Source organism: Allobosea sp. GW821-FHT10B12 (genome assembly GCF_059415545.1).
This window is the reverse complement of record NZ_JBWKNL010000001.1, coordinates 628,879-640,801: the sequence shown is the minus strand read 5'-3', so window position 1 is coordinate 640,801 and position 11,923 is coordinate 628,879. Positions and strand designations below refer to the sequence as shown.

General features: G+C 66.1%; 14 protein-coding genes. 8 read left to right on the top strand and 6 right to left on the bottom strand.

The genetic code is table 11. From position 1 onward, the window contains the following. The first annotated feature begins 133 nt into the window (after positions 1–133). Complete coding sequence (locus tag AC07O0_RS03105) at positions 134–652, top strand: winged helix DNA-binding protein (protein WP_494619928.1); 519 nt, start codon at positions 134–136, stop codon at positions 650–652. A 181-nt stretch (positions 653–833) separates the two neighbouring features. On the opposite strand, the gene AC07O0_RS03100 is transcribed toward AC07O0_RS03105, so the two are convergent. After that, positions 834–2,507 carry an acyl-CoA dehydrogenase family protein gene (locus AC07O0_RS03100; RefSeq protein ID WP_494619927.1) on the bottom strand — a complete coding sequence of 558 codons (1,674 nt, stop codon included), beginning with the start codon at positions 2,505–2,507 and terminating at the stop codon, positions 834–836. A gap of 233 nt (positions 2,508–2,740) precedes the next feature. On the opposite strand from AC07O0_RS03100, the gene AC07O0_RS03095 reads away from it, so the two are divergent. After that, positions 2,741–4,009: a cell wall hydrolase gene (locus AC07O0_RS03095; protein ID WP_494619926.1), complete on the top strand. Its 1,269-nt coding sequence runs from the start codon at positions 2,741–2,743 to the stop codon at positions 4,007–4,009. Positions 4,010–4,938: 929 nt separating this feature from the next. Next, positions 4,939–5,247, top strand: a complete 309-nt coding sequence (locus AC07O0_RS03090; protein ID WP_494619925.1) for a hypothetical protein — start codon at positions 4,939–4,941, stop codon at positions 5,245–5,247. Positions 5,248–5,315: 68 nt separating this feature from the next. On the opposite strand, the gene AC07O0_RS03085 is transcribed toward AC07O0_RS03090, so the two are convergent. From AC07O0_RS03085 to AC07O0_RS03075, 3 genes are all read right to left on the bottom strand, one after another. After that, positions 5,316–5,597 (bottom strand): hypothetical protein, encoded by a 282-nt coding sequence (locus tag AC07O0_RS03085; protein WP_454026263.1) that lies wholly within the window; start codon positions 5,595–5,597, stop codon positions 5,316–5,318. 186 nt (positions 5,598–5,783) lie between these two features. After that, positions 5,784–6,197 carry a hypothetical protein gene (locus AC07O0_RS03080; RefSeq protein ID WP_494619923.1) on the bottom strand — a complete coding sequence of 138 codons (414 nt, stop codon included), beginning with the start codon at positions 6,195–6,197 and terminating at the stop codon, positions 5,784–5,786. 56 nt (positions 6,198–6,253) lie between these two features. Continuing rightward, positions 6,254–7,219 (bottom strand): MBL fold metallo-hydrolase, encoded by a 966-nt coding sequence (locus tag AC07O0_RS03075; RefSeq protein ID WP_494619921.1) that lies wholly within the window; start codon positions 7,217–7,219, stop codon positions 6,254–6,256. 130 nt (positions 7,220–7,349) lie between these two features. Between AC07O0_RS03075 and AC07O0_RS03070 the strand changes: the two genes are divergently transcribed. The 5 genes from AC07O0_RS03070 (at position 7,350) to AC07O0_RS03050 (ending at position 11,138) form a co-directional block, all read left to right on the top strand. After that, complete coding sequence (locus tag AC07O0_RS03070; RefSeq protein ID WP_494619919.1) at positions 7,350–8,264, top strand: LysR family transcriptional regulator; 915 nt, start codon at positions 7,350–7,352, stop codon at positions 8,262–8,264. A 104-nt stretch (positions 8,265–8,368) separates the two neighbouring features. After that, positions 8,369–8,575 carry a CsbD family protein gene (locus tag AC07O0_RS03065; RefSeq protein WP_494619917.1) on the top strand — a complete coding sequence of 69 codons (207 nt, stop codon included), beginning with the start codon at positions 8,369–8,371 and terminating at the stop codon, positions 8,573–8,575. A 179-nt stretch (positions 8,576–8,754) separates the two neighbouring features. Continuing rightward, the gene (gene pstS, locus AC07O0_RS03060) at positions 8,755–9,798 is read left to right on the top strand and encodes a phosphate ABC transporter substrate-binding protein PstS (RefSeq protein WP_494619915.1); all 1,044 of its coding nucleotides are present in this window, start codon (positions 8,755–8,757) and stop codon (positions 9,796–9,798) included. Between the two features lie 141 nt (positions 9,799–9,939). Then, on the top strand, positions 9,940–10,263 hold the full coding sequence (locus tag AC07O0_RS03055) for a hypothetical protein (RefSeq protein ID WP_494619914.1): 324 nt from the start codon (positions 9,940–9,942) through the stop codon (positions 10,261–10,263). A gap of 254 nt (positions 10,264–10,517) precedes the next feature. Further along, the gene (locus AC07O0_RS03050; protein ID WP_494619913.1) at positions 10,518–11,138 is read left to right on the top strand and encodes a hypothetical protein; all 621 of its coding nucleotides are present in this window, start codon (positions 10,518–10,520) and stop codon (positions 11,136–11,138) included. A gap of 211 nt (positions 11,139–11,349) precedes the next feature. Here AC07O0_RS03050 and AC07O0_RS03045 read toward each other — a convergent pair whose 3' ends face one another. Together AC07O0_RS03045 and infA are read right to left on the bottom strand one after the other, a co-directional pair. Then, the gene (locus AC07O0_RS03045) at positions 11,350–11,619 is read right to left on the bottom strand and encodes a hypothetical protein (protein ID WP_454026270.1); all 270 of its coding nucleotides are present in this window, start codon (positions 11,617–11,619) and stop codon (positions 11,350–11,352) included. 5 nt (positions 11,620–11,624) lie between these two features. After that, positions 11,625–11,894, bottom strand: coding sequence for a translation initiation factor IF-1 (gene infA / locus AC07O0_RS03040; protein ID WP_057187732.1), 270 nt, complete (start codon positions 11,892–11,894; stop codon positions 11,625–11,627). Positions 11,895–11,923 lie beyond the last annotated feature (29 nt).

Here is an 11,923-nt window from a genome sequence, read left to right as displayed (position 1 = left end):
CAGGCTCGACCTATCTTCCTCTCACCCAGTCGCACCGCCGTCATCCGTCTGCTCCGCAGACACCTTCTCCCCCAAGGGGAGAAGGAAGATACCCTCCGGAAGAGGGTTCCCCGCGCCCCTCGGTGAACGGACCATGCATCCTTCCGACGACCTCGGCCCGATCGTCTCCTCTGGTCATCTCGCTTCCGGCGCGATGCCGGCGCTGTCGGAGTTCGAGTTCGCGCTGACGATGACCGTCAACGCCTTCCATCGCTGGATGCTGCGCGCCATGACGGCAGCGGGCGTGCCCGAACTGACGCCGATGGACGTGCTCGTCCTGCACAACGTCAACCATCGCGGCAAGGCCAAGCGCCTCGCCGATATCTGCCTCGTCCTCAACATCGAGGACACGCATCTGGTGAACTATTCGCTGAAGAAGCTCGAGCGCCTAAAGCTTCTGAAGAGCGGCCGCAAGGGCAAGGAGAAGACCGTCGCAGTAACCCCGGCCGGCGAGGAAGCCTGCAAGCGCTACGCCCAGATCCGCGAGCAGCTCCTGGTGAAATCCGTGCTGGCGACCGGCGTCGACCCGGCCCGGCTATCGGAGATCGCCGCCGCGATGCGCTCGCTGTCAGGCCAGTACGATCAGGCGGCGCGAGCGGCGGCGAGTCTCTAGAAACGCGGATTTTACTCGGAACCACGCCGTCATCCTGGACAAGCGGCGAAGCCGCGCAGCTCCGGGATCCATCGTAAGACGCCAGAGCTCTATGATGGATCCCGGGCCGAGCTTCGCTCGCCCAGGATGACGATCGTGGTTCCGCGTGCAATCAGCACGGCCTAGGCCAGATGTCTTCCCCTCACCCCTCGACCAGCCTCCGCGCGATCACCTGCGCCTGGATCTCGGCGGCGCCCTCGAAAATGTTGAGGATGCGGGCGTCGCAGAGCACGCGGCTGACCGGGTATTCCAGCGCGAAGCCATTGCCGCCATGGATCTGCAGCGCGTTGTCGGCCGCCGCCCAGGCGACGCGGGCGCCCAGCAGCTTGGCCATGCCGGCCTCGAGGTCGCAGCGTCGGTCGGCATCCTTCTCGCGGGCGGCGAAATAGGTGAGCTGGCGGGCGATGACGAGCTCGGCCGCCATCATGGCGAGCTTGTCGGCGACGCGCGGGAAGGCGATCAGCGGCTTGCCGAACTGGATGCGCTCCTGGGCATAGCGCAAGCCGAGGTCGAAGGCCGATTGCGCGACGCCGAGCGCACGCGCCGCGGTCTGGATGCGGGCCGCCTCGAAGGTCTGCATCAACTGCTTGAAACCCTGGCCCTCGACGCCGCCGAGCAGGTTGTCGCCCTTGACCTCGAAACCGTCGAAGGCGAGCTCGTATTCCTTCATGCCGCGATAGCCGAGCACCTCGATCTCGCCGCCGGTCAGGCCTTCGACCGGGAACGGCTCGGCGTCGGTGCCGCGCGGCTTCTGCGCGATCAGCATGGAGAGGCCGCGATAGCCCGGCGCATCCGGATCGGTGCGGACCAGCAGCGTCATGATGTCGGCGCGGACGGGATGGGTGATCCAGGTCTTGTTGCCGTAGACCTTCCAGACATCACCATCCCTCACCGCCTTGGTGCGCAGCGAAGCGAGGTCCGAGCCGGTATTGGGCTCGGTGAAGACGGCCGTCGGCAGGATCTCGCCGGAGGCGATCTTCGGCAGCCAGTAGGCCTTCTGCTCGTCGGTGCCGCCGTTCAGTATCAATTCGGCGGCGATCTCGGAGCGGGTGCCGAGCGAGCCGACGCCGATATAGCCGCGCGAGAGCTCCTCGGAGACGACGCACATCGAGACTTTCGACAGGCCCATGCCACCGAATTCCTCGGGGATGGTCAGGCCGAAGACGCCGAGATCGGCCATCTGCTCGACCACCGGCATCGGGATGTATTCGTTTGCCAAGTGCCATTCATGCGCATGCGGCGTCACCTGCTGCTCGCAGAAGCGGCGCATCTCCGAGCGGATCGCTTCCAGCGTCTCGTCGAGGCCGGGATCGCCGACGCTGGCGAGGCCCTGGCTCTGGCTGAACAGCGACACGAAGCGGGCGCGGTTCTCCGGCGTGTTGCCCTCGGCGATCAGTTGCTCGGCCGCATCCGAGCAGGCAGCGGCGACGGCTTTGGCCGAAAGCCCGAGCGTCGGCAGGCGAACGATCTCGCCCTGGCTCATCGGGATGCCGCCGAAGATCTGGGCGGCGTATTCGCCGGCGCCAATCCTGATGGCGTAGTCCTCGATCGCGCCGTAGCGATCCTCTTCCTGCAGGCGCTCGCCATAGGCCTTGAGCTCGCGCAGCGCCATCACATAGGTGGCGAGCCAGGACAGGCCGTGGGCGGCGTGCTGCTCCTGCTCCAGTTTCGCGGAAGAAATCCGGCCGTCGACCAGCACCTTCTGCCTGACGGCGGCGACCGCCTCCTCCAGCAAGCTCTCGAAGCCCGGCAGCGCCGCAGCGATCAGCGCGACGGCATTGGCTTCGGAATCGGCCTTGAGGGCGGTGGCATTCATGTCTCTCTCCCTTTGTTGCGGCGCAGCATAAGGGAAGAATCGCCGATCGCGAAAGCCGTCTTTTGGCGGATGTCCGCCACGGCGGGCGCTGCCGCGTTAACCCCCCTTCAACCCTGACAAGGGATTATCCAACTGTCGCGAATTTGCATCATCGCGGTTCGCGGCCGCTCGTCTTTCGTCTTTTTGGCTATGAGGGCTCTGGTCAGTTGCGTCTGCGTCGGCGATCGAAGCGAGTGGGCTGGCAGCGTCTGCGCTGGGCGCTGGCGACGGTCGCGCCCTGGGCGCTCTCGGCCGGCATGCTGGTCTCCTTCACCGCCTCGGCTGGGCAGAACCCGGCGCCCCTTGGCCCGCCGGGCTCGCTGATTGCGCGTACCGCGCCCGGCCCGCTCTCCGATCTGGCAGAGGGCCCTTCTCTCCTCGTCGCCGCCAGCGCCTTCCATCTGCCCGAGCGCGCCTATGCCCGCCTGATCCAGCCGGCGCGCCTTTCCTTCGAGCAGCCCGAGACCATCTTCGCGATCGATCCGCGCCAACCGCGCGAGGACATGAAGCGCTCCGCCAGCGCCTTCCCGCAGGTCGACCGCAGCAGCAAGGGCGACCCGCTTATCGGCCTGCGCCCGACCATCACCCGCAACGGCCCGCCCGGCGAGCTCGAACGCGTCGTCTTCGGCGACACCCAGCCCGGGCTGATCTCGGGCGGTTTCTCGCTCGAGGCGCAGGAAAGCCCGGAGGAGCCGCCGCTCGGCTTCGAGCCCTTCCTGCGCGACGAGGGCGTCACCGACCCGGCCCTGTCGGATTCCTCACCGACAGCGGTTCCGAAGAGCATCGGCTCTCCGCGCCATGGCGAACTGAACCCAGAAAACCTCGACGGCGCGACACCGACCGTCCCCACGGCACTCGGCCAGTCCTCGAGCACGCCGACAGCCACCGGCATCGCCGGCAGCGCCTCGGCGACGCCGATGCAGATGGCGCCCGTCGCCGCCGAGCCGAAGTCGCGCAGCCGTGTCGCCAAATCGGAGCGCGGACCGACCACGGATCTGCGCACTGTCGATCCTGCCGAGAAGCAGATCTACACCAGCCTGATCGCGCCCGAGAACATGGCCAAGGAGCAGCGCTGCCTGGCCGAGGCCGTCTATTTCGAGGCGCGCTCGGAGGGCGAGCAGGGCCGCGCCGCGGTGGCGCAGGTGGTGCTCAACCGGGTCAAGAGCGGGCTCTACCCGAACACGGTCTGCGGCGCGGTCTACCAGAACGCCAGCCGCCACCTCGCCTGCCAGTTCACCTTCGCCTGCGAGGGCAAGTCGCTGCGCATCACCGAGCCCGGCCCCTGGCGCGACGCCACCCGCATCGCCCGCGAGGTCTATGAGGGCACGACCTATCTGGCGGAAGTCGGCGCCTCCACCCACTACCACGCCGACTATGTCCGGCCTTACTGGGCGCGCAAGCTGAAGAAGATGGACACGATCGGCCGGCACGTTTTTTACAAGCTCAGGCCGGGGCAGACGTAGCTAACGCTCCGTCTAGCCATCCGACACAGCAATAATTGTTCGACCCTCGCTCTATCAACATTATTGAGCAACTTGCGCTCGGCGACAGCTACATCCACCTCTCAGCTTTATTCAATTCATCAGTTGATTTCGATTCTCCTATAATCGATTGACATTGCTATTGAGACAACGGAACGCCCCGCCAAGCAGTATGCTTAATGTTCATGACGCCGCACTACCAGATTTTTGCTATTAACGTTGCCGACAACATGCAGTAGCGCCGCGCTGAGCGAGTCGTAAGCTGAGATCAAAGACGATATGCAGCCGCGCCAGGGCAGCTCGGCGCTTTTGATTTCGGCCTGTGCATCCAGAAGCTTGCTTGGACAGTAGACGAGTCCGAGTTGTTCAAGCTCGCGTGATCACTCCCGCGACGGAAGCGTTTTCGGTCCTGACCGCCACAAGTCGGCTAGCGATCTGCTGTGCTGGAGCGCCCTCATGGACCATGACAGAATTCGACAGGCCCAGGCCCTGCGTGTGAAAGCGTTGAAGTGCCGCCGTTGGGCCGCTACGGCCTGTGACGATGAGACCGCGGCCCGCCTGAAGGTGATGGCGAGCGAATACGAGCGGCAAGCGGACGCCCTCGGACAAGACATTGCTGCGCCCCAGTTCCAGCAGGGACGATAAGCGCCGTCTTCAAGATGTCTTGTCGCGTTCGTAGGCAGGGCTGCGGAGCGTCTTCCGGCCCGGCCCAAGGGGCGGCATGCTTGTGCTGGCAGGCCTTCGCCGGCTCGCCATGGCAGCACACACAGTGCTCCCCGGATCTCAAACCCGGCTTTGACGAACCGCATGCGCGCAGCGCCGGGTGGGTACCCGAAAGTTGCAATCAACTCTTCTAGACAGCCGTCGGTTGCCGTGCCAGATACCGCGCCCCTGACTACGCGGTAGGCACGATGACCGTTGCGCTCGCTATCATCTCCGGTCTGGCCTTGTTCGCCTTCGGCCTGATTCCGATCCTGGAACATGGCAGTCCGACCAGGGCCATCATCGTCAACCTGTTCGTGATTGCAATGCTGAAAGGCTTCGGCATCGGAACAGCCGTCGCCGTTGTCAGGGGTTTCCTGCGCGGGACATTGAGGGCGGGCCGCAAGACGCCGGTCGCGCTGCTCGCACCGCCTCGGACGGCCGTGGCAGTCGACGGAGTCGGCGTGGGTACCGGCGAACAGGCCTTTGAGAAGAGCGCTCCCTGCTCCTCACGCTAGGCCACGGGAGCCATTCGTTCGGTCGAGACAGCCGATGAGCGGCCGCAGCCAGCTGCCGGCTCCCAACGCTACCCGCTGTAAAGCGCCGAATGCCGCGCCGCAGCCAGGCTGTCGACCTGGTCTTTCCCGATCGCGTCGGGATTGTAGAGCCAGCAGATGTCCTCGCCCTCATTCACCATCCGGCCCTGGGCGAGCTCGGCGCCGGCATAGCCAGCCTCGCGCAGATCGCGCCTGAGCCTGCGCAGGTCCCATCGGATCGCGGCATAGCCGAAAGCGTCGTTGTCGAGGACGAACCCGTCTTCCTTGATTCGCAGAAGCGCGTTCGAGATGTCTTGCGATGAATATGTCATGGCCTGTTCTGGGCTTTGCTGGCGCTCCTCTAGTCCACTGGCCGTTGGCCAACCGCTACGGATTTGGCCTGCATTTTAGCGGGTTGCCGATTTTGCGCACGCGGCGGGCCTGCGTCGAAGCTGGGGGCGGCAACCGCCGAGCGCCCTGACGCACGGTCCTTCCCAGGGCTTCCCTTGGGAGGCGCTCTAGATCCTGGTGAGATAGTGGCCCAAGAGCAGCAGGCCGATCACGCCGAAGAAGCCTATGCCGAAGATCTGCTCTGCTGGGTGAGCCGCCTTCGGGGCCGAGGTCGTTTCGGCGCCGCGGTCCTCGCTGCGGCAGGCCAGAAAATAAAGCGGCGCGGCGAATGCCAGATAAATCACGCCCCAGCCCGCGATCAGCCGAAGCGCCGCCTGTCCCTGCCAGGAGAAATAGGCGTCGAGCAGGCGCAGCAGCAGCAGGCAACCAACGACAACGATCACGGTTTGCAGCAATAGGCGATTCACCGCGGGCCTCCAGACCCGCGCGATGTGGCATCGGCCGAGACGCCACGTCAACATGCCGGGTTGCATGGAACCCGGCCGCGCAGCCGATGCGAGCATCGCCGCGATGCAGCGCAAGGCCGGGATCGCTCCCGGCCTCGCCCAGAACTTTCGGATGACGCCCGCCGAGCCGCCTAGTCCTGGAAAGCCCAGGCGGCCGGCAGCCAGCGATATTGCCCCTGATCGGCGACAACCCGGCCCAATCCTGGGAAGGGCATATGGGTCGCGGCGACCAGGGCCCCCTCCGCGGCCGCACGATGGAAGAAGCGGGTGCGCATCGCCTGCGCAGCCGGGCGGTCCTGCTCGAACAGGAAGTTCACATCGAGCCCCGCCGGATGGACGACCGGGAACAGCATGTCGCCGGCCATGATCAGGCTCTGGCCGGCATCGGCGATGCGCACGCCGACATGGCCGGGGGTGTGGCCGGCAAGATCGACGATCGAGACGCCGGGAATGATCTCGCGCTCGCCATCGAGGGCCTGCAGCTTCGGATAGAGCCGTGCCACCTCGCCGGCGAGCTTGATGCCGTTCTGCAGATAGGCCGGCGAGGCCGAGCGGGTCGCCGGATTGGTCCAGTGCGCCAGCTCGCGCCGGTCGACATAGATCTCGGCCTTGGCAAAACTGGCCTGCTCGCCGGCGACGAGGCCGCCGATATGGTCCTGATGCATGTGGGTGACGATCACGGCGTCGATCCTGCCGCGATCGAGGCCGAGCGCGCTTAAGCCCGCCGGCAGCTTCCCCGACTGGCCGATGGTCCCGCCCGGCCCGGCATCGATCAGGATGCGACTGCTGCCGTCCTCGATCAGATACTGGTTGAACATCATCCTGACGCCGCCGGCGCGCGCCGCAAACTGCGCCTTCGCCAGCGCCTCGACTTCGGCGGCGGAGCGGCCGGGGAAATACTCGTAGGGCATGTCGACATAGCCGTCGCTCAACGCCGTCACCTTGAAGCGGCCGATCCTGAGCTGCGCCAGGGGCAGCTGATCCGCGGAACGCTCCGCCGCTGCCGGCGCCTGCGCCAAGCCGGCCGACGGCAGAGCGGCGCCTGCCGCCAGGGCCGGGAGGCCGAGCGAAAATCCCCTGCGCGAAAGACCGGTCATCGTGAACTCCTGGGCTCGTCCGAGCGCGAGGCGCCAAGAGCAGCGCCTTCATGGAGAGTGACGTAGTCCTCTCGATGAACGGGTGCTATGGACAGATCATGGAGATACCCTCCCGAATTATGGAAGGCTGATGGATCGTCTGGACGCCATGGCGGTGCTGCTCGCAGTGGTGGAGGCCGGGAGCCTGTCGGCGGCCGCGCGCAAGCTGCGCATGCCGCTCGCGACCGTCAGCCGCAAGATCGCCGAGCTCGAAAGCCATCTGCGGGCGAAGCTGATGCTGCGCACGCGGCGCGGAACGGAGCTGACCGAAGCGGGCCTCGCCTATCTCGAAGCCAGCCGGCGGATCCTCGAACAGGTCGAGGAGGCCGAGCGCATGGCCGCCGGGGAGTACAGCGCGCCCCGCGGCGAGCTGCGCGTCACTGCTCCCACATTGTTCGGCCAGCGCCATGTCCTGCCGATCGCCCTCGCCTTCCTGGAGCAGAACCCGGAAATCGCGCTCAAGCTTCATCTCGAGGACAGGCAGATCAACCTCGCCGACGAGCATATCGACGTCGCGGTGCGGATCGGCCATCTCGACGCCGGCGGGCTGATCGCGGCCAAGGTCGGAGAGGTCCGCCGCGTGATCTGCGCCAGCCCGGCCTATCTCGCCCGCCGCGGCAGGCCGCGAACACCGGAGGACCTCAGGGATCATGACGGCGTCTCGTTCCGCGGCTTTGTCGTCACGCCGGAATGGCGCTATCGCGGCGACAATCCAGCCCTCGGCGAAGAGCCGAGAGCGCGGCTGTCGGTGAACTCGACCGTCGCCGCCATCGATGCGGCGCTGGCCGGTTTCGGCCTCGTGCGCGTGCTGTCCTATCAGGTCGAGGAGCAGCTCCGGCGAGGCGCGCTCGAAGCGGTGCTGGAGGCGTTTGCTCCGGCGCCACTGCCGGTCAGTCTTGCCTATGCGGAGGGCGGACTCCGCAGCCTGAAAGTCCGCGCCTTCCTCGATTGGATGACCCCGCGCCTGCGTGCACGGTTAGCGCCTCGCAATCTGGAGCGCCGGTAGGCGACGGCGAGGCCGGCATTCGGCCGTACCGCGACTTTCCGTCGAACAATTCTCCCGCCCACGCGTTGCTTCAGTACACCGTTCACGAACAGGAGGAGCGTCCAATGGACTGGAACCGCGTCGAAGGGAACTGGAAGCAGCTCAAGGGCAAGGTCAAGGAGCAGTGGGGCAAGCTGACCGATGACGATCTCGACGTCATCGACGGCAAGCGCGACCAGCTCGAGGGCAAGATCCAGGAGCGCTATGGCATTGAGAAGGACAAGGTCCGGACCGATGTCGACGCTTGGTACGGCCGCCAGACCTGGCACTGACGACACGAGGTCAAGGTTGGTTGCAAAACGGACCTGACCGCTGAAGGAAGGCCCCGCCGGCTGGCACCGGCGGGGCCTTTCGTTTGCCGGAGCACAGACGTCATCGCAACGTCACCGCGCCGCCCTAGCGTCACCTTGTTGATCTTGGCCCCATGGGCCCCGACAGGGTGGGTGGACGCATGAAGCTCCTGGTCAAGCTGGCTGTCGCCGGCGCTCTTCTCGCTTCCTCCGTGGCCTCCGGCCAGGCCGAGCCGATCACCGGCGCCGGGTCGAGCTTCGCCTTCCCGGTCATCGGCAAATGGGCTCAGAACTATCGCGTCGCCAAGTCGGACGGCGCCGAGATGACCCCGCTCGACATCGGCGTCGACTACGAGCCGATCGGCTCGCTCGGCGGCGAGGTCCGCGTCACCCAGCGCGCCGCCGAGTTCGGCGCCTCCGACCGGCCGCTCTCCTCCGAGGAATTGCAGCGCTCGGCGCTGATCCAGTTCCCGATCGTGATGGGCGGCATCGTGCCGGTGGTGAACCTCGACGGCGTCGGCCCCGGGCAGATCCGCTTCACCGGCCCCCTCCTCGCCGACATCTATCTCGGCAAGATCAAGCTCTGGTCCGACCCGGCGATCAAGGCGGCCAATCCCGAGCTGAAGCTGCCCGACGCTCCGATCAGCGTGATCTATCGCTCGGACGGCTCGGGCACGACCTTCAACTGGACCGATTATCTAGCCAAGGCGAGCCCGGAATGGCGCGAGAAGGTCGGCGTCAACACGCAGGTTCCCTGGCCGGTCGGCGCCGGCGCCGAGCGCACGCAAGGCGTCACCGATGCGGTGAAGCGGACGAAGAACGCGATCGGCTATGTCGAGTTCGGCCAGGTCGTGCGTGCCGGCCTCGCCTATGCCCAGGTGCAGAACAAAGCCGGCAATTTCGTCAAGCCGGATCCGGCGAGCTTCTCCGCTGCTGCGGCCAGCGCCGAATGGGCCAAAGCCAAGGATTTCTCGCTGATGCTGACCGATGCGCCGGGCGCCGAGGCCTATCCGATCGTCGCCACGACCTTCGCCCTGGTGCCGAAACCACGCACGCGCCGCACCCAGGAGGTGCTCGACTTCTTCCGGCTCTCTTTCGAGACCGGCGCGGCCGACGCCACCACGCTCGGCTATGTGCCGCTGCCGGAAACGCTGGTGAAGCAGGTCAAGGACTACTGGGCCAACAGTATGAAGGCCGGCAGCTGAGCTGACCCAGGCCTTCCGGCTGATCCCGCATCCACACTCACGCTCACGCATCCACACTCACGCGCCGTTCATAGACCGGCTCTTATTCTGACCTCCGATGGATTCACGCCCGGCCCCGGCCGGGCGACCAGGAGGACAGGCATGATCAGGACCCTCGCCATTGCGACGCTCGTCGGCGCGTCCATCTCGTCCGCGACCAGCGCAAACGCCCAGTATTATGACCCGTATTACCGGCCGGCGCCGCGCTACGATTACGACCGGCCGCCGCCACCGCGCTATGACTATGACCGCCCGCGCTATCGCGATGACGGCCCGCGCTACGGCTATGATCGGCCCTCTCGCCGGCGCTTCGGCGACGTCTGCCTGACCTCGCGCGGCTCCTGCGCGGCGGAACCTGCGCCGCGGAACTCGTCCTGCGGCTGCTATATCGAAGGCTTCGGCATGAAGCGCGGCGCGATCGAGTGAAGTACGCCGAGCAACGCTCCCCCGCCGAAAGCGACCGCCTGCTGCCCTTAACGGCAGCGGGCGAGCAAGGAAAACTCACTCGAATGCCGGCGACCGGCTTGACGCTTCGACAAGGGTAACGGCAGCTTCCGCGCCGCTGAAACTGGTTAATTTTACCTTGTTTTGCAGTTAACCTTGTCTTCATAGATCGCTTCGGGCTTTCTACCCTCAACGACGCAGCGGCAGCGGTGCGCAACGCAGGGTTGGGGTCGACTATGACGTTCAGGCTTCTTTCGCTTTCGGGTCTCGCCGCGGCGACCCTGCTCGGCCTCGCCGCTCCGGCGTTCGCCGGCGGCTGCTATTCCTCCTCCTGCTACCGGGCGCCGGTCAGCAATTGCGGCAGCGGTTCCTGCTACAAGCTGGTCGCGACGCCGCCGGTCTACGACACCGTCAACGAGAGCTATGTCGTGCGCCCCGAGCGCACCTTCTCCAAGGTCATCCCGGCACAGTACGACACCGTCACCGAGCAGGTGGTGCTCCAGCCGGAGCGCCGCGTCGCCCGCCAGATCCCGGCCCAGTACAAGACCGTCTCCGAGAAGGTCCTGATCTCGCCGGCGACCAAGCGCTGGGAAGTCAGCCGCGACGCCTATGGCCAGACCACCGGCTGCTGGGTGCATGTTCCCGCGCAGTACGGCTATCAGCAGCGCACCGTCGAAGTCTCGCCGGCCTCGGTCGATTACGACGTCATTCCGGCCGTATATGGCCAGCGCAGCCGCCGCGTCATGGTCAGCGCCTCGCGGGTCGAGCACCAGACCGTACCGGCCGAATATGCCACGCGCCAACGCCAGGTTCTGGTCAGCCCCGGTTCGCAATACTGGGCCCGGGGCGGCTACTGAGCTTTTCTGAGTTTTCTTCGTAGTACCTGTCACCACGTAACAAGCACCTTATGCCCCGGCTTCGGCCGGGGCTTTTTTTGTCTGGGGGAGTCGTGCGTCATGCTCCGGCTCGACCCGAGCATCTCAGGCCGGATGAGGCTTTGATCCACGCTCGATGGTCAGGAGATTCTCGGCTCTTCGCTTCGCTGCGGCCGAGAATGACGGCGCAGGCTCAGGCCAAGCCGCCGGTCAGCAGGATCAGCACGCCGACGCCGAGCGCGAAGGCGAGGATGCGGGCGGGCATCGAGAACAGGGTGCCGGGTGGCTGCTTCGTCGCGAAGCCGGCGACGACCTCGACCAGAGCAAGCGCCAGCAGCACATAGACGAAGGGCGGGAAAGTGCCGCCTCTGGCGATCCAGCCGGAGTGGACCGCGAGCGAGGCGAGCGCGCCGAGCCCGGCACCGGCCGCGATGAAGAACTGTTCGGGCCGGCTGAAGCGCACGGGCGTCAGCGCCGGCGGAAGTTCTGCGGGCGAGGCGGCATCGGGCCGGGGCTCGCGGTCTTCTGGCGGAAATTGATCCGGCCGCGATCGAGATCGTAGGGCGACATCTCCACGACCACACGGTCGCCGGCGATGGTGCGGATGCGGTTCTTCTTCATCTTGCCGGCCGCATAGGCCAGGATGACGTGATCATTGTCGAGCTTGACCCGGTAGTTGCCGTCCGGGAGCACCTCGACCACGGTGCCGTCGAATTCGAGCAGTTCTTCTTTCGCCATTCGCTGATCCTTCGTCTTGTCCTCGGCGC

Bases quoted from the DNA above. Each gene is read 5' to 3' on its own strand.
- AC07O0_RS03055 (WP_494619914.1), top strand. From the start codon at position 9,940: ATGATCAGGACCCTCGCCATTGCGACGCTCGTCGGCGCGTCCATCTCG.
- AC07O0_RS03100 (WP_494619927.1), bottom strand. From the start codon at position 2,507: ATGAATGCCACCGCCCTCAAGGCCGATTCCGAAGCCAATGCCGTCGCG.
- AC07O0_RS03050 (WP_494619913.1), top strand. From the start codon at position 10,518: ATGACGTTCAGGCTTCTTTCGCTTTCGGGTCTCGCCGCGGCGACCCTG.
- pstS (WP_494619915.1), top strand. From the start codon at position 8,755: ATGAAGCTCCTGGTCAAGCTGGCTGTCGCCGGCGCTCTTCTCGCTTCC.
- AC07O0_RS03090 (WP_494619925.1), top strand. From the start codon at position 4,939: ATGACCGTTGCGCTCGCTATCATCTCCGGTCTGGCCTTGTTCGCCTTC.
- AC07O0_RS03070 (WP_494619919.1), top strand. From the start codon at position 7,350: ATGGATCGTCTGGACGCCATGGCGGTGCTGCTCGCAGTGGTGGAGGCC.
- AC07O0_RS03085 (WP_454026263.1), bottom strand. From the start codon at position 5,597: ATGACATATTCATCGCAAGACATCTCGAACGCGCTTCTGCGAATCAAG.
- AC07O0_RS03075 (WP_494619921.1), bottom strand. From the start codon at position 7,219: ATGACCGGTCTTTCGCGCAGGGGATTTTCGCTCGGCCTCCCGGCCCTG.
- AC07O0_RS03105 (WP_494619928.1), top strand. From the start codon at position 134: ATGCATCCTTCCGACGACCTCGGCCCGATCGTCTCCTCTGGTCATCTC.
- infA (WP_057187732.1), bottom strand. From the start codon at position 11,894: ATGGCGAAAGAAGAACTGCTCGAATTCGACGGCACCGTGGTCGAGGTG.
- AC07O0_RS03065 (WP_494619917.1), top strand. From the start codon at position 8,369: ATGGACTGGAACCGCGTCGAAGGGAACTGGAAGCAGCTCAAGGGCAAG.